Genomic DNA, 22,780 nt, shown 5'->3' with positions numbered 1-22,780 from the left:
CTATGACTAAGAGAATGAGATCAAGAGTATTAACAATCGTGGTTTTGCTCTCGTTTAATCTGGCGGCTTCAGAGCTTACTTTTGAGTGGGATTGGATGTTGAGTACCCAAACTACGGCACAAAGAGAAACCGCTTTTGTGCCATTAACGGAATCACAACATCAAGAGTCAATTAATGGGGTGTTAGATGTTCAGATTGGTTATCAAGATTGGAATGCAGTGGTGGCATTAAAAGGCAATGATCTGTATTACGACTCAAGCATCCCAAATCAAGATCAATCTTCAGAAGCAGAATTAATCATTAGCGAATTGTTTTGGCAGTATAGTATGGATGTCTTCGATCTGCCTTTGGATTTTCAATTAGGAAAAATCAGAGTAGATTGGGGCGTAGGTTATGGCTATCGTCCTCTGGATATTTTTACTCCATATCGACGCAACCCTGTTGGTATTCAAGTAGAAGAAGGGGCGGGAGTTGCCTCGGTATCTTATTTTGATAACCAAGGCGAATGGTCATTAATCTATACTGATTCTTCGTGGACACAACAAGAAGGCAGCGAACTAGAAGAGCAGAGCGAACAACAGGGAGCTGGCATAAGGCGCTATGGATTAGTCGGGGACACCGAATATCAATGGTTGGCTTATTATGATGATGTCCGCCAAGGGTTATTAGGTGCAAGTATTGTAACTGTCATTGATGCGTCGTGGGAGTTTCATGGCTCGGCGTTGTATCAATCAAAATACTTAGCCTATCAGCAGCCTAATTATCAAAAAACTAACTATCAAAAACCAAATTCAATGTATGCGCCTGTGAGGTTGGAAAAAGAGTCTAACGCCTATCAAGCATTAGTGGGTTTTACTTGGGCAAATGAAATAGGCAACACCCTTGTTGTAGAATATTGGTATGACAGCCGCGCGTGGGGAGAAAATGAATGGGATAATGCATTCAATATTGCGTCACCCTCGTATCAACAAGGGTATCTTCATGCCAATATGGTTCAGCATAACATGATGTTCCATTGGAGTTTAGACCCAAATGCATGGTCGAATTGGCAATGGAGTCAAAATATCGGGTGTTTAAGTGAGTTAACACCAACGTTTGATGTGCTTTATTCTCCACAAGATAATGGCGTAATTGCAACTCAATGGCTTAATTATCTAGTGCATGATTCTGGTCACTCAAGTGTTGAAATGGAACTTGCCGCGCGTTTTTTAACAGGAAAAAGCGATTCTGCGTATGCAAACCTAACAGATAAGCATATGATCTTACTGAACCTAAAAGGAAGATTTTAATGGTTACGATAAACGAACAAAAAGAGCCAACGTTTAGATTACTAAAAAGTGTCTCTATCACCACTTTATTTTGTGTTGTTATTGCGATGGTAACCAGTAATCTTTGGTCATCTCCATTTTATGAACACGTTTTTATTAGCCTTGGTTATGGCTACAGTGCTGTGTTTTCTTCATACGCGCTAGAGACACTTTTTCCCTTATTAAAAAAAGCATATTCCACCTTTCTGGCTATGGTGCTCTCTATTGGGTTAGGCACATTACATGCATTTATATGGCTAAAAAAATACGATGATTTTGCAACGTTAGAAGCATTAAAACCAGTCGTGTTATTAGGATTAATATTTACCGCGATCTGTTTTTATTATTTCCACTCTAATGAACAGAAATTATTGGCAGAACAAGAACTAGAAGTGACTAAGCGTAAGCAATCAGAGCAAGAAAAAGCACTAGTACTGAGCCAGTTGAGCCAATTACAAAGCCAAACAGAGCCGCATTTCTTATTTAATACATTGGCAAACATTAGTGCATTAATTGAGTTGGACAGTAATAAAGCAAAGTTGATGTTAGAAAAACTCACAGATTTACTGCGAGGTACACTACAAACAAGCCGTAAACCACTAATCAGCCTAGAACAAGAGACCGAACTACTCAGCGCTTATTTAGCTATTCAGCAAATTCGCTTAGGTGACAGACTAAACTATGACATTGATAATCAGTTGACTGATTCATTGTCATTGCCCCCATTATTAATCCAACCTTTAGTAGAAAATGCCATTACACATGGTATTGAACCTAAAGCGAATGGTGGACAGATAAAAGTACAGTTTAAGCAATTTGGTGGTACCTTTAAGAGCACGATTTCTGATAACGGATTAGGTTTAAATTCAACGAGTTCTACTGCGGGTAATGGCATGAGTTTGAATAATATAAAACAGAGATTACACGATTTATTTGAAGGTAAAGCATCGTTAACTATCGCTGAAAACAAGCAAGGTGGGGTAACCGCGGAGTTATCAATACCAATGGAATGTTTAGAACTGCTGAACAAGGAATATTCATGAATCAATCGATTACCGCTATTATTGTCGACGATGAGCCTTTACTGCGTTTTCATCTTGAAAAAATGCTCTCTGATTTATGGTTAGATTTAGAGATTGTCGCTACTTGTGCTAATGGTAAAGAAGCACTAGAAGCAATAGAGTTACATCAACCAGATATCGCCTTTTTGGATATAAAAATGCCAGAGTTAGATGGCATGACGTTAGCGGCCCAATTACAAAAATCAGCCACACCACCGTTAGTGATCTTTATTACTGCCTATGATGAATTTGCCATAAAAGCCTTTGAAAATAATGCGATAGATTATGTATTAAAGCCAATATCAGAAACAAGGTTAGTAGTAACGTGTGAGAAGATAAAACAGAGAATTACTCAACAACGGTTTTCTAAACAAAGAAGTTCATCAGATCCTTTGAACGAAGTAAAAAATACGCCAGACCAAGCCATACTGAGTGACTTATTAGTTCAAATACAGCAGTTATCAGCTCAAAAAAAACCAGACTATTTAACTTGGATAAAAGCTTATCAAGGAGACGATTTACACCTAGTCTCGATTTCTGATGTGCTTTATTTTAAAGCAGAAGATAAGTACGTTTCTGTTTATGCGCAACAAGCAAATAATAAAGTGACCGAGTATTTGATCCGTTGTTCACTTAAAGAACTGCAACAAAAGATAAACCCTGATCATTTTTGGCATATTCATCGCTCAAGTATTGTCAACGTCGCAAAAATAGACAGAGTAAAAAAAGATCTGATAGGGCATTTATATGTGCATATTGGAGAATCAAAGCTGCCCGTTAGTCGCAGCGCACAACCTTTATTTAAAGGGATGTAAGAGTTTTACATTGAATAAATATAGAAAATAAAACCGTCCACGCGCAGTGAACGGATTTATTGATATTAATGACTACTATTATTTATATAGTGGTAGCGGCTTAAAGTCTGTATTTTCAATAATTGATTTATAGTTCCACTCTAAATTATTCCATGTGTCATTGAAGTGATAAGAAAAAATAGTTTCACCAGTAGTTAGGTTTGTTGTCATTTGCCATTCCGTAGCATATGTGGATTCTTTACCATTTAAAATATTAGCAGCATCTTGTGGAATAGTAGGTGTAACACTAAATACTTTTAGCATTGCATTACGTGAAGATGTAGCACCTTTAAGTTGAGATCTAAAATAAGTTGCTTCTTTAAATCTATCTTCGGGATTAGTATTTCCTTTTGAACCAAAATTAACGCCAGGACCAAACTTTTTGATTGTTTTAACATTATCTAAATGAATTTGCTGAGAAGGTTGATTTGTCATTACCATTGCATCTTCACCTCGATAGATTTTTAAACCATCAGCGTCATATTCAATAACTGCACGGTCTCCAGTTTTATCAGTTATAGCCCAATGGAGAAGGATTGGAGCTGGAGCCCCAGGCATAGAAACAGAACCAACTTTTAACGTTTTAAGATGAGTTACCGCTTCCTCTACACTCGAATACATTGCTAAAATATACCCGCCAAGCTCTAATTGGCTAACAGAATCTTTTTCAGCTTTTGGTAGAGTCATTGGTTTGTAATAAAGCCCATTCATCTGCAACCCTTTTTCATTTACAGCATCATGTATAAGTCCGCTATAAGCTAAAATGCCAGCAATTGTATATTTAGTTTTATAAGTATCGCCAGTTGGTGTTCCATGTAGATTGCGAACTGTGCCTGCTTCGATACGAGTGAGTGTTGGGAAAGAGTTTTCGGACCAATCTTGAGTTCGGCTAATAATCATACCGTAATCGGATAACCATCCTACAGTAGTACAAGCGAAACTAATGCTACTGAATAATGCGGCAATACACATTGTTGTTTTAATGAGTTTATTCATCTTTTTCTCCATATATTTTATTTTTTATTAAATGATTATTAATTGGTTAATGAGATAGTTAAATTAAATTTCTTTAAATATATTAAACATTAAATAGCATTAGTTAGAGTTAACTTCTATTTTATCAAACTCGAAACTCATTGGTATTTCAAATGTTTTTACTTTCCCATCTTTAAAATTAATTTCATTTAAATCAATTAACTTTACACTAGGGCTATAAAAAGAACGGATATACATTTTTTTATTTCTTAAATCACTAACTGTTGTCCATTGAGAATACATTGAATATTCTTTTCCATCAGAGTGGCGATAACGTTTAAACCCTTTAGGGATATCAAAGTTATTTAAGATATTAAATGCGGCATGAATGCCTTCTAATGCTGTATCAAAGGGTTCTGCTGTTTGGCTATACATAGCAGCTCTTATAAATCTAGATTCAGATGTTATTTCGCCAGATATACTTTCTAGTCTATCAATATCGAGACCTGTCCTCATTATTTCTTTTGATTTATTCTGAAAAGGTACGGGCTGGTCAATTGGCAAGTTGGTGAATTGTTTTAAATTTTGTTGATGCCAATCAAATCTTGGTTTATTGGTTATCGTTCCTAAGGGGTTATCAAAAATATGTAACTCACCATTTAAATACTCAATGACAACAGAATTACCTTGTGCATCATTGACAGCAAGGTGGATCTTAGGGGAAAAGTTCCAGTCTTTATAATAAGGATAAGGTATTGCATCAACCACATTTACTTTACTAAGTAGCCACCTTACTTCATCAACATTTTTTGCTTGAGATATTATATAAGTAGGAAGTTGCCAGCCACCGATTGAATTTTTGGCTTTTGATGGGATATACTTTTGATATATTGCTTGCTCATATGGTTGAAAATAGAATACACCAACTTGAAGGCCATGCTCATTAAGCCCTTCAACTGCTTGTTCAACTTCAAATGGAGTAGCTGCTACAAAACCATATTTACTTTTCCACTGTTTTCCATTGCTACCATCTGGCGTATAACCTTGAAATGTGTAATCTCGCGGGAAAATTTTCCAGTTAACTTCGAATACATCATCTCCAAATTCTTCGGTTCTACCAAATATTGGTGAACCATCGTTAGCAACTAGTCTTATTCCAGTACATGCTTGTGCAATACCAGTTAGGAATACGCTAGTGAAGATTAAAAATATCATTATATTTTTCATCGTAGTACCTTATTATTTAAAATAAATTAATTTACTGTAATAACCGATTTTTATTCTAAATAAAATTTCAATAATATTTGTGATGCAAGTCTTCTGATAAAAAAATGGCACGAGCTGCTAAATCATTGTCTGATTTAGTTAATTATTAATAATTGATGAAGTATGTAATTTAGTAGGGCAATCTCCAGTCCAACGTTTAAATGCTCGAGAAAAACTACTTAATTCAGAAAATCCTAATTGGTAAGTAATTTCAGTCATGCTTATTTCAGGATTTTTTAATAATCGAATTGCTTTATCTAAGCGATAGCAATTGAGAGTATTAGTAAAATTAGTATCAACACTCGCAAGGCGTCGATTTAAGGTTCGAGTACTTGTATGTAATTGTTCAGCAACGGAATTGATATTAATATCTTTTAGAGATTCATATTTTTCGAAAATATCACATATTTGTAAGCAAATATCACTTTTATTTAGTTTTTCAACACGTTGATGAACAAATGATAAGTTATGTTGGTGTATTTCTGGATGATGGTTTTTTACGGTATGAATAAGATCTTTTTCTTTGAATTTTAATTTAATAATTGCTTTATTAATTAGTTTTGTACAGTTATACCTTTGCTCTAAGTATTTTTTTTCATCATTTTCATAGTTTAAATCTGGAGCATATAACTGAAATGGAATAGATTCTTTATTGTTTAGATTACGCATCATTTCTAATAATGTACAAATAATGATCACATAACCAGATTTAGTGACTCTCGAATCTTTTGGGGAATGGTTTTGAATGAGTATAAGATCAATATCACCATTACTCTGGCTTAGGGATAAACGAATTTGCGGGGCGATATAAATGAAGTTTTCACATGCTATCTTGAGAAAGTCATAGAGCGTACGACATGTAGAAAGAGCGATTGAATAACATCCAAAAGTAAAAGGGGTTACATGTTTTGCCGCTTGAATTGACATTTTAAAGTTTTGATAATCGTTAATAATTTCACTATGGAGAGTTCGCAATGAACGAATGTCATATTCACCATCATTATTAGCCGTAATATCTTTGTATGTATTATATTTTGTTATATCAACATTGGATTCTTTTATCTGGGTTGCAAGTAGTTTGTACCAACCAGCATGCAAAAAATAGTGATTAGTGTTTGTTTGGTTGAGCATCTTTCACCTTAACCTACTGATAATAATATAAAGTCAGCGTGTGCTACATCTGGTGGCATTTTAATAAAATTATCAATTGTTGTCGGTGAACTAAATCACATCTATGCTCCATGGCGCGGTAGGTCAATTGTATGGCGCATTTAGTTAATATTATTTGATAATTGAATTTTTTAATTGGTTTATGTGATCAAAGTCAGAAACAATATCATTGGCAAATTTAATCAAATGATTGGCTTAAATTGGCAAGAATATAAAAAGTTAAATTAATATTATATCAATCCTCGCAGTGGCATGAAAAAATATATTAGCTTTTATTACTTTTTTATTTGCTTTTGAAATGAGTTAAATTTTTTCGTGTTAAATTTATAATATTAATTAAGGTTTAATTATGAACAAATTAATTCCATTAAGTTTACTTCTTACATTCTCAAATGCAGCATTTTCTGAAGATGCACCAGATCCTGCTGATGTTACTCGTCTTATGTCTTCACTTCAGGTTTATGTAGGCGCAAATAGCAATGATAATGATTTTGCAGTGCAATCAATATTTAATGTAGGTGGTTCATTTAATAAAGACAATCAGTTTTTAACAATGTTATCAGCGACAGTAGCAGAAAAAGAAAGCGCAGAGCAATCTGGTTATGAAAACGGTATGGATTTACGTGAGTTCCGAGCGCGTTGGTATCAAGTGTTTGGGACAGGTTATGAATGGCTACCAAAAGCAGGTTATTCCTTAGATTATCTTGACCAATCAAATGATGATTCGACGTCAATAGACAATATAGTAGCCGTTGGTGCTATTGCAAAAATTCCAGTGTTAAGTAATTGGTCTCTTTTCCCAAATGTGGCTGTAGTTAAGGCCGACGTAAATAATAGCGCAAAAAGAATCGGTATGGATGATGGTACTGGTATGCAATTAAATTTGTTTAATTCCATCTATCTAGGTAAGAAAGGGACATATATGATGATAAACCCTCAATACTCATACCTCGATTTTGATAATGTAGTTACACAAGATCTATTAATTGAAACAATGATCGGAACACCTTTAACTGATAATAAAAAATGGTGGCTAATGGGAGTTTATAAAGAAACATTTAGTCATGTTAATAATAAAGGCTCTCACTCAAGTAGCTCATTTAAAGTAGCAGATGATAAACGACAATTCCGTATCGGTGTAACGTATTATTTTTAGTTATCTATCTAAATATGGAGAATAATATGAATAATTTTGACTTTGATAATCAATGGCATGATGATTATTTAAGAAAAAAAATATCGTTATCTCAAGCTATGCAGGTTATTGATGAACCAAATGATAATAAATATATTATTAATATAACCAAACCAAATAAGAATGGTTATGTATGTGTATTAGATCATGAAAAAGTTGATGTTAGTAAATTAAACAATAGTAAATTAATAGTCGGTATTATAAATGAAGAAAAAGAATTTACATTTGATAAAGATGAAGTTTTACATGTAAAGCAAATTGATTATTTCTTTGAGGATGTTCAATTTATCTAGATTTTTAATGGTTGTTTAGTTACTGGTTGACATTATAAGCCACTTATTTATCTATGACAGCCATTAAAATTCAAATGAGATATAAGTCATATTTAAGTGTTGTGTAATATGTTTTTATAATTGTAGTTATGAAATTTAGTTTTATATTGGAGTTATTATGAGTGATATTAAAATAATCAAAGGTGTCGTTGCTGCTAATTGTCATCCGTTAGGGTGTAAAGAGCAAGTTAGACAGCAAATTAAAGATGTGAAAAATTTGCCTCAAATAAATAATGCACCTAAAAACGTTTTGGTTCTTGGAGGTTCTTCAGGATTAGGGCTTGCCTCAAGAATTTCATTAGCTTTTGGTGGAAGAGCGAATACTTTAAATGTTTCTTATGAACGCCCGCCTACAGAAAGTGATACGGGTACCGCTGGTTATCATAATAATTTAGCTTTTCAACATTTCGCAAAAGAAGAGGGATTAATTGCTGAAGATTTTATAGGTGATGCTTTTAGTTTAGAAATGCGAACTAAGGTAATTAATTATATTCGACAAAACTTTGGGAAGATTGATTGTTTAGTATATAGCTTAGCAACAGGGATCCGCCCTAAGCCAAATGGGGAAGGTAAATGGAAATCTGAACTAAAAACTATTGATTCTCCATTCACAGGTAACTTTATTAGTTTTGAGCCCGAAATGATGCTTCCTGTGACTTTAGAGCCGGCAAATAACGATGAGATAGAGGCTACTGTTAAAGTGATGGGTGGAGAAGATTGGGAAGAATGGGTAGAAGTATTAAAAGAAGCAGATGTTTTAGATACGGATTTTAAAACTATTGCATATTCTTATATAGGGTCAGAAGTCACTTATCCTGTTTACTTCGGCGGAACGTTAGGTAAAGCGAAAGAACACTTACATCAAACTGCTGATTTATTAGATACAAAATTATCAGATATTAATGGCCATGCTTATGTTGCTGTTTGTAAGGCTATTGTGTCTAAGGCTTCTGTATTTATTCCTGGTCTATCGACTTATGTTTTGGCCTTAATGAAAGAACTAAAAGAGCGTGGTGAAGATGAAACTGCAATTCAGCATATGCATCGTATCATGCAAGGTTATTTATATAACCCAAATGGAACGCCTACTGACGATCAGAGATTAATTCGTGCAGATAATTTCGAACTTAATCCTGAAGTTCAAAATAAAATAAAAGAAATGATTAAGAATATTAATTCATCTAACTATAAAGATCCAAGCGTAGGTGATTATGAAGGATATAGAAAAGAATTTTCTCAAATAAATGGATTTGAAATTGAAGGAGTGGATTACAAATAACGATTAACGCTATTCATTAATAAAATTAATAAAATTAGTAAAAGAGTATGCTATGAATAAATTAAATTTTGTATCGATGTCAGAGGCTGTGTCCGAAATAACATCAGGTGATCGTCTATGGGTTAGTGGTGCTATTGGTGTTTCTTATGAGTTTTTGACGACTCTCGAAAAAATGAGCTCAAAACTTAAAGATGTTGAAATAATCAGTGGGATGATTTTAAACCCTAAACAGGAATTCATGTTACCAGAATATAAAGGACGTATTTATTATCGAAGTCTTTTTTTAGGTCCATTAGAGCGTGCAATGCGTTCACTAGGAAATATGGAATTAAATACAACACATTACAGTAGTATGAAAGACTTATTCCTAGAATTAAAACCAAATGTTGTGGCATTAGAAGTATCACCACCGGATGACGAGGGTTTTTGTAGTTTGGGTCCCATTGGTGGGTTAGGTTCCCAATTGATGGCAAGCCATGCAGAGAAAGTGATTTTAATTGTTAATGAAAACGTGCCTCATTGTGGTGGTTATCGTAACTGTATTCATCTTGATGAAGCAACAACTGTTACAACGTCAAGCCTTCCACTAATTGCAATTCCAAGTGAGAAGGTCAGTGATACTGATATTCAAATTGGTGAAATTGTTGCTGATATTGTTGATGATGGATGTACGTTACAAATTGGAATTGGTTCAATTTCTAATGCAGTCGGGTATGCCCTTAAAAACAAGAAAAACATAAAGATCCATACTGAAATGCTTACCAGTTCAATGGTTGAATTAATTCAAGCTGGTGCTGTAGATCCGACAGCCAATGTTACTTGTACATTAGCTATGGGTGATCAGAATTTATTAGATTACTTAAAAACAGCGGATAATTTAGTTATAGAACCATGTTACGAAGTGACTGACCCATATCTTGTTTCTAAACATGATTGTTTTACCTCTGTTAATACATGTATTGCAGTAGATTTAACAGGTCAGGTAACTGCTGAAGGAATGGGATATCGACAAATTTCTGGTACTGGTGGAGCATATGATTTTGCTCGTGCAGCGAAAATGTCCAAAGGTGGCAAATCTATTATTGCGCTTAAATCAGCATATACCAATAAAGAAGGCGACCTAATTTCAAATATTATGGTGGGTTTTCCTGAAGGAACGCCGGTTACCTATTTACGTTCAGATGTTGATTATATTGCGACTGAATATGGCGTTGTACGTTTGATGAATAAGTCATATGAAGAACGAACTGAATTACTAATTAGTATTGCTCATCCAGATTTACGAGAACACTTAAAATCGGAAGCAATTAAAAGCGGTTTAATTCACTAGAATTTTAAATGGGAAGTGATGATGAATTGACTTCCTATTTCATATCATAAAAAGGATATTATTATGTTGTTTAACGGTGCTCATTTTAATCTTACTCTTGCTGAGAAAGACATCGCTGTTTTAGATTTTTTTTCGCCGGCTCGTTTAATGTCAAAAGCAGTCATCGAAGAGTTAAGTACTTTACTTGACCAACTACTCCTTACTGCAAAAGTTAATGGGTTAATCATTACCACTTCAACGGACAATTTTGCTTTTGGTGCTGATATTAATGAGTTTTTACCTTTATTTAAAGGCGGTGCTAGAGAGCATCTAGCTTATACGCACTCTGTTTATAATAAACTCGAAGATCTTCCATTTCCTACGGTAAGCATTATTAAGGGCCATTGTTATGGTGGCGGCGCTGAATTTGCTCTTTCAAGTGATTTTCGTTTAGGTACACCTGATATCTCTGTTGGTTTTCCTGAAGTTAAGATTGGTATTTTCCCTGCTATGGGAGGGGTAACACGCCTGCCTCGTCTTGTAGGTCTTGATACGTCATTGACTTGGTTAACTTCAGGTCGAAATTTTAAAGCAGAAAAAGCATTAAAAGATGGTTTTATCAATGGCATTGTTGAAAATAAAGACGCGATGACCTCGGCGGTTAATTTGATTACTGAATGCGTAGATGGTAAACGAAATTATAAAGTTATTCGTGAAATGAAAAAGGGAAGAATTCCTTTATCTAGTTATGAATTAAAAATGTCCATTGGTATTGCCAAAGGAATGATAGCGAAAGCCGCTGGTCCTAATTACCCAGCTCCAATGACGATTGTAAACGTGATTGAACAATCAGCAAACGAGAGCCGTGATGAGTCTTTGAAGAATGAAATTGAAGGTGTCGTTGAGCGCCTAATTAATACTGGTCATTCAGCAGCAATGTGCCATGTGTATCTGGCTGATTTAGCAGTAAAAAGTAAGGCAAAAAAATTAGCTGGAGAAAAAACGGTTGAATGTGCAGTGATCGGTGCTGGTATTATGGGGGGAGGCATAGCTCATACTAATGCAATTAAAGGCATTCGTTCACCATTAAAAGATGTCAATCAAGCAGGTTTAGATCTTGGCTTAAGTACAGCGGTTAACTTACTTGAGAAACCAGTTAAGCGTGGAAAAATTAACTTTAAAAAAGCAGCAACAGCATTAAATAATATCATACCAACGTTAACATACGACTCTTTGAAGCAAGCAGATATGGTGGTAGAAGCTGTAGTAGAAAACCCAAAAGTGAAGAGTATTGTTTTAAAAGAGTGTGAGGATGCAACAAAAGAAAATACCGTTATTGCTTCTAATACCTCAACAATTAGTATTACACAGTTGGCTTCTTCTTTAGATTATCCTGAGAACTTCATTGGTATTCATTTCTTTAATCCAGTTAATAAGATGCCTCTTGTTGAGGTTATTCGTGGAGAGAAAACTAGCGAAGAAACAGTGAAAAAAGCAGTTACATATGTAAATCAAATTGGGAAAACACCAATCGTTATTAATAATTGTGCTGGATTTTTTGTAAACCGTATATTAACACCATATATGCGAGCTTATTCTAATTTATTGGCGAAAGGCGCTGATTTTAGCTTTATTGAAAAAACAATGAAGAAATACGGTATGCCAATGGGACCTGCTGAATTGATTGATGTTGTTGGAATGGATACCTCTGCTCATGTGCTTGAACTGATGTCTCAAAACTACTCACATATGCCATTGCCTGAGAATAATATTGTACAAAGGTTGTTTGACAATAATTTACTAGGCCAAAAAAATGGCAGCGGATTCTATAATTGGTCAACAGATAAACGCGGTCGTCCAGTTAAAGAATTTAATGAGAAGGCTATTACATTATTTAATAGTGTAGGGACCTTAGAGTTAACAGAAGAGCAAATTATTAATGCATTAATTTTACCTATGATGTTTGAAGCCAAACGTGCACTTAATGAAGAAATCATTGCTTCTAAAGAGGAAGCGGATTTAGCGATGATTTATGGAACTGGTTTCCCACCATTCCGTGGTGGTTTGGTTTACCAAATGGATATGAAAACACCAGAAGAAATTCAACAATCTGCGGCAGAAATGTCAGAAATTCTTGCTGATAACATTACATACACCATCCCTAAAATGCACGCTTAATTGGAGAATAGATCATGACTAAAGCAGTAATTGTAGATTTTGTACGTACCCCAATGGGTAAATCAAAAAATGGTGTTTTCCGTAACATTCGTGCGGATAAATTAAGTGCTCATTTGATCAAAGCTCTTATGGAGAGAAACCCAGAGGTTAATTCATTAGATATAGAAGATGTTGTGTGGGGGTGTGTGCAGCAGACTTTAGAACAAGGTGCTAACTTAGCTAAAATAGTTGCACTTCAAGCTGGATTACCTGTTGAAGTAACAGGAACAACGGTGAATCGTTTATGTGGCTCGTCGATGGATGCTCTACATATCGCAGCTCGTCAAATTAAGGCTGGTGAAGGTGATGTCTTTATTGTTGGGGGTGTTGAACACATGGGGCATGTTCCTATGACTCATGGTGTTGATTTATCGGGACCATCCGACTTTGTCATGGCACAAGCATCGGCAGCTATGGGATTAACGGCAGAAGCATTAGCAAAATTAAATCATATTTCACGTCAAGAACAAGATGAACTTGGTGTGCGTTCACATAAGTTGAGTCTTGAAGCTCAAAATAAAGGTTACTTTAAAGATCAAATTGTTCCCACCCCTGGTCACGATGAAATGGGAACACCTATTATGGTAGATAAAGACGAAGTGATTCGTGAAGATGCAACCATTGAATCATTTAGTAAATTGCGTCCATGTTTTGATCCTTCTCCTGCTGGCACGGTTACACCAGCAACCTCATCAGCACTATCGGATGGCGCTTCTGCATTGTTAGTAATGAGTGAAGAAAAAGCAAAATCATTAGGTTTAGCTATTCGAGCAGAAATTGTTTCAATGGCGACTGCTGGTGTACCTGCTGCAATCATGGGGATTGGTCCAGTTCCTGCTTCAGAGAAAGCGTTAAAACGTGCGGGATTAACGTTAAATGACATTGATAAATTTGAACTAAATGAAGCCTTTGGTGCTCAAGCTATTAGCTGCATTCGAAAAATGGAATTAACGAATCGAATGGATGATATTAATATGCATGGAGGGGCAATTGCACTAGGACATCCACTTGGTTGTTCAGGCTCTCGTATTGTAGGTAGTGTTATTAATGTACTAGAAACTCACGGTGGAGAATACGGTTTAGCAACAATGTGTATAGGGTTTGGTCAGGGAATAGCTACAGTGGTTAAGAAATACAAAAATTAGTATGACATAAATCAAGAACCACCTTACTTTCTAGACTAGTTAATAGTAAAAGAAGGAAGGTGGCTTTTTTTTGTTTTTAATTACGTTTAAAGCGCTAAAACCAAGCTTTGATAAGGCGCTAACGTTAACTCAGAGCCTAATTGTGTTGTTGGTTCAAGATTACTGATCAAGCACTCTACAGAGCGGTTGGCAATATACTCAGGCAATTCTAATGTTTGTGGCTCTGCACTAAAGTTGTTTAGCACAACGAAGTGTTGCTCGTTATCTTTACGCTCATAAGCAAACACTGCAGAGTGCGCTTCAAACAGAGGAATAAAATCACCATAGACAATCACTGGATTTTGTTTTCTAAGAGCTATCAGTTTTTGATAGTGATAGAAAATTGAGTTTTTATCTTCTAGTGCTGCGGCAACGTTGATCTCAGGGTAATTCGGGTTTAGTTTGATCCAAGGTGTACCTTGAGTAAATCCTGCATTATCAGAGTTATCCCAGTGCATTGGAGTACGTGCATTATCACGACTATTGGCATGAATTCCTTTCATCATACTCTCATGGCTAACACCTGATTCGGTTTTTACTTTATAGAAGTTTAACGTTTCAATGTCTTTGTACTCTTCTAACGTATCGAATGCGACGTTCGTCATGCCGATCTCTTCACCTTGGAAAATATAAGGTGTGCCTTTCATCATGTGCAGAGTGGTTGCCAGCATTTTTGCCGACTCAACACGATATTGACCATCACAACCGTATTTAGAGACAACACGAGGTAAATCATGGTTATTCCAAAATAGCGAGTTCCACCCCTTGTTGTTTAGCTCTACTTGCCATTTGGTCATCACTTGCTTAAATAGGGCGAGATCAAGTGGTTTAGGTTTCCATTTATCTCCGTCTTCCCAAAGCAGGGTAATGTGCTCAAACTGGAACACCATCGATAGCTCATGACGAGCAGGATCACTATATAATTGAGCACTCTCAGGTGTTGCTCCCCATGTTTCACCCACCGTAAGCAGGTCTTTATCACCGAATGTCGCTTGGTTCATTTTTTGAAGAAGCGGGTGCAGACGCTCGCCATCGCCAGTGATTTTCTTGTCGACTTCCTTGCCGATTAAATCGATAACATCTAAACGGAATCCGCCAATACCTTGGTCAATCCACCAGTTCATCATATCAAATACTTTTTGATGAACTTCTGGGTTCTCCCAGTTTAAATCCGGTTGGCGTTTAGAGAATAAGTGGAAATAGTATTGTTGATTCTCTTCATCCCATTGCCATGCAGAACCACCAAAAATGGACCCAATGTCACTTGGTGCTTCGCCGTTTTCACCCGCATCACGCCAGATATAAAAATCACGGTATTGACTATTTTTATCGCTTTTAGCTTCAACAAACCAAGCGTGTTCGTCCGATGTGTGGTTAACCACTAAATCCATGACCACTTTAATGCCGCGATCTTCTGCTTGCTGCATTAAACGCTTCATGTCTTCCATGGTGCCAAATTCAGCCGCAATCGCTTGATAATCAGAAATGTCATAACCGTTATCATCCATTGGCGATTGGTAAACTGGAGAAAGCCAAATTACATCAATACCAAGGCCTTGCAAGTAATCCAGTTTATTAATAATACCTTGTAGATCACCAATACCATCATTATTTGAGTCACAGAAGCTACGAGGGTAAATTTGATAAACAACACTGTTATGCCACCAACGCTTTTCCATATTTTTTATTCCACTAACTAAAAGAAATTAAACGCAATATAGCGAAAAAAAACGGTGATGAATAATTGATAATTTGAACTCTGATATAGAAAAAATTTATATCATGAGTATTGTGAAGTCAGAATAATTACTGAGTGTTTATTATGGATAAATCATCACGCTATTTTTATGAAGTGGCTCGGCAAGGCAGCATTAAAGGTGCTTCTGAAAAACTGTTTATTAGTCAGCCGACATTAACGACAGCAATTAAGAAACTAGAAGAAAGCTTGGATGTGATTTTATTTCATCGAAAATCCAAAGGAGTTGAACTGACTAGTTCTGGCTGGCTTTATTATCGTTATGTACAAGATTTGTTTGAAAAACACAGTCAAATGATGCATCAACTGACCGACATGAAAGCCAGAAGTCAGGGTAAGATAAAATTAGGAATTGGTGAGGCTTGGTGGGAATGTTTTGCTGCCGATATCATTAAACAGTTTGTGGAGCAGCATCCAAATAACTCAATGTATATCGAGTTTGGTAATGGCCTCTCTATGCTAAATCAATTACTCAATGGTGATATTGATCTTTTTATCGGTCATGAAATCGAAAATATCGATCCAAGACATCGTGTATTGTTTATGCCTTTATTTATCGAACAAGAAGCGTGGTTTGTAAGGGAAGGGCATCCATTATTGTCAAATGATCTAATATCAAATGAGTTGGAACACTACCCTTTAATAAAAGTCACTCCTGATCACATCAGACATACTAAGATTTTGAACGATGAAGGCATGGAAGAGTTCAATCTTAAACAGCAAAAAACAGGAGTTGTATATGAACTTAACTCCTTGAAAGCCAGTATTGATATGCTAAAAACCAGTGATGCGATCATGCCTTATACCAATCAAGTCAAAGATAAAATGGTGGAGTTGGGCATTGTGAAGCTTCCACAATGTTCAGAAAAATCAGGCAATGTTGGGATTTATACCAAAACAGAACAAGTATCAGAAAGTATTCAGTACTTAGTCTCATTATTAAAAGGTAAATAAAGTAAAGATCGCCATGGGCTAAGACGATGTTTCAACGAAATATGTTACAGTGTGTAAATCTAAATATTAATAAGAGTCACTATCATGTCGAGCCTAGCTCAGTGGAGAAATCCCAAAACGTTTTTGATTTTAATATCTATTGTTGTTCCTATTGCTTTCTCTACATGGAATGCACTGTTGAATAACTTTGTTATCGAGAAAGCCGCCTTTACTGGCGCGGACATTGGTTTATTACAAAGTGTTCGTGAAATTCCAGGCTTTCTTGCATTTACCGCTGTATTCGTTCTTCTTTTTATTCGTGAGCAGAAGTTCATGATCCTCTCTTTAGTGATGTTAGCGGTAGGTGTTGCGATTACTGGGTTCTTCCCAAGCGTATATGGCTTATTATGCACAACATTATTGATGTCGGTAGGTTTCCACTATTTTGAAACCTTAAAGCAGTCTCTATCGCTGCAATGGCTAACCAAAGAAGAAGCACCAGAGATGCTAGGTAAGCTTATCTCTATCGGTGCGCTTGCTTCTTTGTGTACTTATGGCGTGTTATGGGTATTGCTTGAATTAGTTCAATTAGAGTTTAAATGGATTTACTTCATTGCAGGTTCTATTGCATTAATCGTGACGATCTTTATGTGGTTATCGTTTCCAAATTTTGAAACCGAAACCCAACAAACTAAGAAACTGGTACTACGTAAGCGTTATTGGTTGTATTACGCATTAACCTTTATGAGTGGTGCTCGTCGTCAGATCTTTATGGTGTTTGCTGGCTTTTTAATGGTTGAGAAGTTCGGTTATTCGGCTTCTGAAATTACGTTATTGTTCTTAGCCAACTATGTATTTAACTGGTTATTTGCTAAAAAGATAGGACGTTGGATTGGTGTAGTTGGTGAGCGTAAAGCTCTTATGTTTGAATACATCGGTTTGATTTTTGTTTTTGTTGGTTATGCATTGGTACAAACTTCAGAAATGGCAGCAGCACTGTACATTATCGACCATCTGTTTTTTGCATTAGCATTAGCGATTAAAACGTATTTCCAAAAAATTGCCGATCCTGCTGATATGGCATCAACGGCTGGTGTAGCCTTTACTATTAACCATATCGCAGCCGTGGTTATTCCTGTGAGCTTTGGCTTGATATGGCTTGTGTCACCAGCTGCTGTATTTTACGTAGGCGCTGGAATGGCCTTTATTTCATTCTTATTGTCGTTAAATATCCCAGAAGCGCCACAAGAAGGAAACGAAACTCGCATTTTTAAGTGGAACTGATTAAAGTAGTTGTACTTGAAAAGGAAGAGGGAATGTAGGCATGAATATGATAACTCATGATCCTGATAATAAGTGTTATCGCATAGCACTTGAGGGAGAGGCTGTTGCTAAAGTGTATTACGAAAAGAAAGGTAATATTCTCGATGTAATAAGTACTCGGATCCCTGATGAGCTACAAGGAAAAGGCTACGGCAAAGTAATGATGGAGTCATTCTTACATGAGATGAGATCATCCAATTTATTGATCGTGCCTGTTTGCTCTTATGTGGTTCATTACATGAATAAAAATCCACAGTGGCAAGACGTGTTAGCGAAATAATTGAAACCTAGGTAGAACTTCTATCTAGGTTTTTTTGTATTGGATCAGATAGAAACAAGTTGAAAAAAGGAAGTCATGATGACGTTAAACGCATTTATTGAAAAACTAAGCACACAGCCTGAATTGATTGAATTTACCGAAACCATGGCCGTGATTGAGTCTCACTATGACTTTACGCCAACAGAATTTACGAATGGTAATACGGTTAATTTGGCCGATCAAAATAATGGCTCATGCAAAATTTTTGCTTTCGCATTATTGAATCAACTCAGTGTAGAGCAAACATTAGCGTGTTTTGGGCAATATTATCGTCATGACGTATTAGAGAATCCACAAGGGGATGACCATCAAAATATTCGAAATTTTATGGTAACCGGTTGGGCGGGTGTTCAGTTTAAAACTCAAGCACTTCAAGCGAAATAAACAACAGAAAACCAATAAAGAGATTGAATCATGATAAAACTTGCTGTTATTGGAACCAATTGGATCACCGAACGATTTTTAGCGGCCGCACTAGAGAGTGGCAAATATCAAATATCTGCAGTGTATTCGCGCTCAATTGAACAAGCTAAAGCATTTGCTGATAAATTTAGCGTAAGTTTAACCTTTGATTGTTTAGATAAATTAGCGGCGTGTGATGAAGTGGATGCGGTGTACATCGCAAGCCCTAATTCATTTCATGCTCCACAATCTATTAAGATGATGAAGCAGGGTAAACACGTCATTTGTGAAAAACCAGTCGCCTCAAATTACCAAGAGGCACAACTCGCTTATCAAACCGCACAAGAGAATAACGTGGTGCTGTTTGAAGCCTTTATGTCGCCATATTTACCTAACTTTCAGCAAATTAAATCATACTTGCCAAGTTTAGGGGCGATTAGAAAAGCGCACATCACTTATTGTCAGTACTCTTCTCGTTACCCTAAATACCTTAATGGTGAAAACCCAAATACTTTTAATCCTGAGTTTTCAAATGGCTCGATTATGGACATCGGTTTTTATTGTGTAGGCTCTATGGTTGAGTTATTTGGTGAACCTGCATCCATTCAAGCACAGGCACATCTGCTAGATTCTGGTGTTGATGGTAACGGCAGTATCATTTGTGGCTATGATGGCTTTGATGTGGTTGTTATGCACTCTAAGACCAGTGATTCTTATGTACCCAGTGAGATCCAAGGTGAAGAGGGGGCGATCTTAGCTGAGATGATCTCTATTGGCCAAAAAGTAACGAAAGTAAATCGTGGTGGAGAAACAGAAGACTTGACCCTTGAGCAAAACGCCAACCCAATGTTTTATGAAGCGTTTAAATTTGCCGAGCAAGTTGAATTGAATCAAATGGATATGCAAGCGGTTGAGCGTTCATTGCTTATATCAAAAGTAACCACAGAAATCCGCAAACAAACTGGTGTTGTTTTCCCTGCGGATAGTTAATTTTTACTTTATAGTAGTAACAAAGCCGAATGTATTATGCATTCGGCTTTGTTATTTTCTTATGTATGTATTCGCTAAACTATTTTGCTGAAAGAATCGCTTTTTCCGTAATATTTCCAGCTAAGTTTGGCGTTGAAATACTAAAGTTAACAAATTTACCTGATTGCTGGATTTCTTTAACGTTGTATTGCACTTGATTAAAGGCATCACCCCATTGATAACGCACCACGGTTTCACCTGAATCAAGGTGGCGATTTACAGAGTACTCGGTTGCATAACCTGCCATTTTTCCATTAATCATTTTATTTGGTGCGTCGTGAGGGATTTTAAAACTTGTTGAATCTAACTTTAAAATACCGTTAATTACACTTGTTGGTTCAGCTAAGTGACCTGAGAAGTAAGTCGCATGAATAAAACGGTCTTCAGGGTTAGTATTGCCGCCAGTACCAAGGTTCGTTTGACTCCATTGTTGCTCTTGTTCGCCCCAACCACGTTTTGATCGCTCTACATTAGCAAGATGTTGTGCGTAACCCGGTTGATTTGTCATTACAGTGTATTGCTTACCATGCCATACTTGAGGTTTTCCATTTCTCCATTCAACAATCGCGCTATCGCCAGTAGTATCTTGAAATGAGATGTGAAGAGCAATACGAATCGGCACTCCTTCAACAAACTCAATAGAAGGAGCTCCTTCATTGATAGCGGCAACAACTTCATTCACTGATTGATATTGAGATAACATATTACGTAAGTATGTTAATGAACCATTTTTGCTAGATGATTTAACCGCTAAGTCCATTTCACCGTCATACAAAACATTACCGCTTAAGCCTTTTGAGTTAACACCATCAGTAATAAAACCATAGGTAGTTAAACCTGTTACATCGTATTTAGACGTTACTTTATTTGATTTTTCCGTATGAGTTAAATAAGAACTACCTGCAGGGAAATTCATTAAATGTGGATGTGTTTGTTCTGACCAATCCATTGTTCTAGTCACAAAAGTACCGTGTTCTTGTGTCTTCCAGAGTATACGAGTACATGCTTGTGCGGCTGGAGCAATGGCAGACAAAGTAAGTGCACCAATTAAAGCAGTCGAAATAAAAGAACGTTTCATCATTGTTTCTCCTAAATGGAAGAGGATGTGTTTCATCAATATGGTTATTATTGCGTGCTTTATCGCACATGTAATCTCTGATATGTTGGTATAAACCCAACAATGGACGAGTGATTATGGCAACATTTACTTTTGATCAATTAGAAGCATTTGCAACAGTAGTAGAGCAAGGCTCTTTTAGTGCTGCGGCAAGAAAATTGAAAAAAGACAGATCAACGGTTCATCAATTAGTTGCATTTCTTGAAATTGATTGGGGGGTTGAGCTATTTAATCGAGAAGGAAAAACGCCAAAGCTATCCCCTGATGCTATACGTTTATATAAGTACGCGACCTTACTGCTTGAACAACGTTTAGAAGTTCAAAATATTGCAAATAATATAGGTAGCGATATAGAAGACAGTTTGACCATCAGTTATGACGAAACAATGCCAGTATCAGTATTGTTTAAAACAGAGATGGAGCTATCAAGTGCATTTCCATATACGAGAGTGAATTATTTATCACAACAAAAGGATCTCGCTATCCAATCAATTCAAGAAGGGAGGGTTGATCTAACGTTGCAGTTAATATCTTATCGCAGTAAGCCTCATAAAGGTCTGGCGGGGATTAATATTGGTTCAATTCATTTTGGTGTTTATGTCAGTGCTGATTCTGAATTACTTGATCATGAGCCATGTTCACTTCAATTAATGCAAACAAAGAAACAGTTAATATTGCAAAGTTTACTCTCCGCTGAACTTGATAACGTGGCGATATTCAGCGCTAATTATCAGGTTTTAACACGTATTGATTTTCTTGTATCGTGTTTGGAAAAGTCACCACTCACTTGGAGTATTTTACCTACACACCTTGCAGAGCCGTATGTAAAGTCCAAACAAATAAAGCGATGTGATGTTGCCTTTTTTGATGGTGATATCTCATGGGGGTGTGGGTTAATCAGTAGTCAAAATTCGGATAAAGGTCCCGTTTTTCTAAAAGCTGCGGAATGTTTAAAAAAAGCAATGAAAGAATCTCATTACTATTAGTTAGCTATTATTTTGCAATGAATACTTTTCTCGATTTTTTAAGCATGTTGTGAGCCTATGCTTCATTGCTTGAGAGTAATATTGAGTCGTGAAATAGTAGCTATCACCAAGAGTATCCGTTAAATGAATCGACTTTTCTTGTCTAAACTGCTCCAATAACAGTTCTTCTGCTGTTTCATTTTGTGGTTTGTATACGGCATACCCGTAATAATTCACACCAAATTTATTGAGCTTAATCTTTTTGTCATTAACCACAGCCGTAAAAGAGGATTGAGGTGCTTCATTAAACCCCACTGAAATCTCGATCTTCTTACAATCATAAGTCACTACAGATTGAATAAAAGCATCATCAGAATTTTGAGCGTAGATTAGTGAATTGAAGTGAACATTATCATTAGTCCAAATGGTTTCTTTTGCATAACTATTAAATGTAAGACACAGGATTATTGATAATGTAATGATTCTTGGCATACCTTTGCTCTCTCATTAACTGGCTTGTATATGATTGAAGAGTGTTTTGAATAAATAAAAAAGAGAATAAAGAATAAATGTGCTGTTAATTAAGCACTTTTAATCTTTAGTTTATAAAATTAGTAGGTTTTCATCTTAATTTATTGATTTTTGTTATGAGAGAGCATCTCGAAATTCCTCTATTGAATGCATCTGAGTTTTTAAAATGAGACTTTAGAATACGTGGTGATTTTAAATTCATAAAAAGTGAATAAAAAACTATACTTTTTCTTTTGTGAAATATATAGTCACTTTA

The 22,780-nt window shown here is 36.0% G+C and carries 21 protein-coding genes; 15 read left to right on the top strand and 6 right to left on the bottom strand.

The genetic code is table 11. The features are described from left to right. Nucleotides 1-2: 2 nt before the first annotated feature. The 3 genes from BTO23_RS16275 to BTO23_RS16265 are packed head-to-tail and all read left to right on the top strand — an operon-like array spanning nucleotide 3 to nucleotide 3,183. The gene (locus BTO23_RS16275; protein ID WP_105064042.1) at nucleotides 3-1,289 is read left to right on the top strand and encodes a hypothetical protein; all 1,287 of its coding nucleotides are present in this window, start codon (nucleotides 3-5) and stop codon (nucleotides 1,287-1,289) included. A gap of 8 nt (nucleotides 1,290-1,297) precedes the next feature. Further along, nucleotides 1,298-2,350, top strand: coding sequence for a sensor histidine kinase (locus BTO23_RS16270; protein WP_105064287.1), 1,053 nt, complete (start codon nucleotides 1,298-1,300; stop codon nucleotides 2,348-2,350). Next, nucleotides 2,347-3,183 carry a LytR/AlgR family response regulator transcription factor gene (locus BTO23_RS16265; RefSeq protein WP_105064041.1) on the top strand — a complete coding sequence of 279 codons (837 nt, stop codon included), beginning with the start codon at nucleotides 2,347-2,349 and terminating at the stop codon, nucleotides 3,181-3,183. The genes BTO23_RS16270 and BTO23_RS16265 overlap by 4 nt, the downstream gene beginning before the upstream one ends. A 78-nt stretch (nucleotides 3,184-3,261) precedes the next feature. Here the strand turns inward: BTO23_RS16265 and BTO23_RS16260 are convergent, their stop codons facing one another. The 3 genes from BTO23_RS16260 to BTO23_RS16250 all read right to left on the bottom strand — a co-directional run bounded on the left by BTO23_RS16260 (nucleotide 3,262) and on the right by BTO23_RS16250 (nucleotide 6,594). After that, a complete protein-coding gene (locus BTO23_RS16260) occupies nucleotides 3,262-4,218 on the bottom strand; it encodes a linear amide C-N hydrolase (protein WP_105064040.1) in 957 nt (318 codons plus the stop codon). Between the two features lie 99 nt (nucleotides 4,219-4,317). Next, entirely contained in the window at nucleotides 4,318-5,424 is a 1,107-nt protein-coding gene (locus BTO23_RS16255; protein WP_060992935.1) for a linear amide C-N hydrolase, read from the bottom strand. Between the two features lie 138 nt (nucleotides 5,425-5,562). Further along, on the bottom strand, nucleotides 5,563-6,594 hold the full coding sequence (locus tag BTO23_RS16250; RefSeq protein WP_061004404.1) for a helix-turn-helix domain-containing protein: 1,032 nt from the start codon (nucleotides 6,592-6,594) through the stop codon (nucleotides 5,563-5,565). Between the two features lie 388 nt (nucleotides 6,595-6,982). Here BTO23_RS16250 and BTO23_RS16245 point away from each other — a divergent pair, with 388 nt between their 5' ends. The 6 genes from BTO23_RS16245 (at nucleotide 6,983) to fadA (ending at nucleotide 14,110) form a co-directional block, all read left to right on the top strand. Further along, nucleotides 6,983-7,789, top strand: a complete 807-nt coding sequence (locus tag BTO23_RS16245; RefSeq protein WP_105064039.1) for a hypothetical protein — start codon at nucleotides 6,983-6,985, stop codon at nucleotides 7,787-7,789. Nucleotides 7,790-7,815: 26 nt separating this feature from the next. After that, nucleotides 7,816-8,121 carry a hypothetical protein gene (locus BTO23_RS16240; RefSeq protein ID WP_105064038.1) on the top strand — a complete coding sequence of 102 codons (306 nt, stop codon included), beginning with the start codon at nucleotides 7,816-7,818 and terminating at the stop codon, nucleotides 8,119-8,121. A 157-nt stretch (nucleotides 8,122-8,278) separates the two neighbouring features. After that, nucleotides 8,279-9,439, top strand: a complete 1,161-nt coding sequence (gene fabV, locus BTO23_RS16235) for an enoyl-ACP reductase FabV (protein WP_105064037.1) — start codon at nucleotides 8,279-8,281, stop codon at nucleotides 9,437-9,439. A 52-nt stretch (nucleotides 9,440-9,491) separates the two neighbouring features. Beyond that, entirely contained in the window at nucleotides 9,492-10,769 is a 1,278-nt protein-coding gene (locus BTO23_RS16230; RefSeq protein WP_105064036.1) for an acetyl-CoA hydrolase/transferase family protein, read from the top strand. Between the two features lie 63 nt (nucleotides 10,770-10,832). Beyond that, nucleotides 10,833-12,926 carry a 3-hydroxyacyl-CoA dehydrogenase NAD-binding domain-containing protein gene (locus BTO23_RS16225; RefSeq protein ID WP_105064035.1) on the top strand — a complete coding sequence of 698 codons (2,094 nt, stop codon included), beginning with the start codon at nucleotides 10,833-10,835 and terminating at the stop codon, nucleotides 12,924-12,926. A 14-nt stretch (nucleotides 12,927-12,940) separates the two neighbouring features. Continuing rightward, on the top strand, nucleotides 12,941-14,110 hold the full coding sequence (fadA, locus tag BTO23_RS16220; protein ID WP_105064034.1) for an acetyl-CoA C-acyltransferase FadA: 1,170 nt from the start codon (nucleotides 12,941-12,943) through the stop codon (nucleotides 14,108-14,110). Nucleotides 14,111-14,196: 86 nt separating this feature from the next. On the opposite strand, the gene BTO23_RS16215 is transcribed toward fadA, so the two are convergent. Then, on the bottom strand, nucleotides 14,197-15,828 hold the full coding sequence (locus BTO23_RS16215) for a glycoside hydrolase family 13 protein (protein ID WP_105064033.1): 1,632 nt from the start codon (nucleotides 15,826-15,828) through the stop codon (nucleotides 14,197-14,199). A 143-nt stretch (nucleotides 15,829-15,971) separates the two neighbouring features. Between BTO23_RS16215 and BTO23_RS16210 the strand changes: the two genes are divergently transcribed. The 5 genes from BTO23_RS16210 to BTO23_RS16190 all read left to right on the top strand — a co-directional run bounded on the left by BTO23_RS16210 (nucleotide 15,972) and on the right by BTO23_RS16190 (nucleotide 19,872). Beyond that, nucleotides 15,972-16,859, top strand: a complete 888-nt coding sequence (locus tag BTO23_RS16210) for a LysR family transcriptional regulator (protein ID WP_105064032.1) — start codon at nucleotides 15,972-15,974, stop codon at nucleotides 16,857-16,859. Between the two features lie 84 nt (nucleotides 16,860-16,943). Further along, a complete protein-coding gene (locus BTO23_RS16205) occupies nucleotides 16,944-18,122 on the top strand; it encodes an MFS transporter (protein ID WP_005423059.1) in 1,179 nt (392 codons plus the stop codon). A gap of 40 nt (nucleotides 18,123-18,162) precedes the next feature. Further along, nucleotides 18,163-18,441, top strand: coding sequence for a GNAT family N-acetyltransferase (locus tag BTO23_RS16200; RefSeq protein WP_105064031.1), 279 nt, complete (start codon nucleotides 18,163-18,165; stop codon nucleotides 18,439-18,441). Between the two features lie 75 nt (nucleotides 18,442-18,516). Then, nucleotides 18,517-18,864: a HopJ type III effector protein gene (locus BTO23_RS16195; protein ID WP_105064030.1), complete on the top strand. Its 348-nt coding sequence runs from the start codon at nucleotides 18,517-18,519 to the stop codon at nucleotides 18,862-18,864. Between the two features lie 30 nt (nucleotides 18,865-18,894). Continuing rightward, a complete protein-coding gene (locus BTO23_RS16190) occupies nucleotides 18,895-19,872 on the top strand; it encodes a Gfo/Idh/MocA family protein (RefSeq protein ID WP_105064029.1) in 978 nt (325 codons plus the stop codon). Between the two features lie 79 nt (nucleotides 19,873-19,951). Here BTO23_RS16190 and BTO23_RS16185 read toward each other — a convergent pair whose 3' ends face one another. Continuing rightward, nucleotides 19,952-20,992 (bottom strand): linear amide C-N hydrolase, encoded by a 1,041-nt coding sequence (locus tag BTO23_RS16185; protein ID WP_105064028.1) that lies wholly within the window; start codon nucleotides 20,990-20,992, stop codon nucleotides 19,952-19,954. A gap of 113 nt (nucleotides 20,993-21,105) precedes the next feature. On the opposite strand from BTO23_RS16185, the gene BTO23_RS16180 reads away from it, so the two are divergent. Beyond that, nucleotides 21,106-22,014 carry a LysR family transcriptional regulator gene (locus BTO23_RS16180; protein ID WP_105064027.1) on the top strand — a complete coding sequence of 303 codons (909 nt, stop codon included), beginning with the start codon at nucleotides 21,106-21,108 and terminating at the stop codon, nucleotides 22,012-22,014. Here BTO23_RS16180 and BTO23_RS16175 read toward each other — a convergent pair whose 3' ends face one another. After that, entirely contained in the window at nucleotides 22,015-22,485 is a 471-nt protein-coding gene (locus tag BTO23_RS16175; RefSeq protein WP_105064026.1) for a hypothetical protein, read from the bottom strand. Between the last annotated feature and the right edge of the window lie 295 nt (nucleotides 22,486-22,780).

Origin of the sequence: Aliivibrio sifiae (genome assembly GCF_002954715.1) — a bacterium.
In the GTDB taxonomy this organism is placed as follows: Bacteria; Pseudomonadota; Gammaproteobacteria; order Enterobacterales; family Vibrionaceae; genus Aliivibrio; species Aliivibrio sifiae.
The sequence above is the reverse complement of the archived record's forward strand: the minus strand, read 5'-3'. Positions and strand labels throughout refer to the sequence as shown.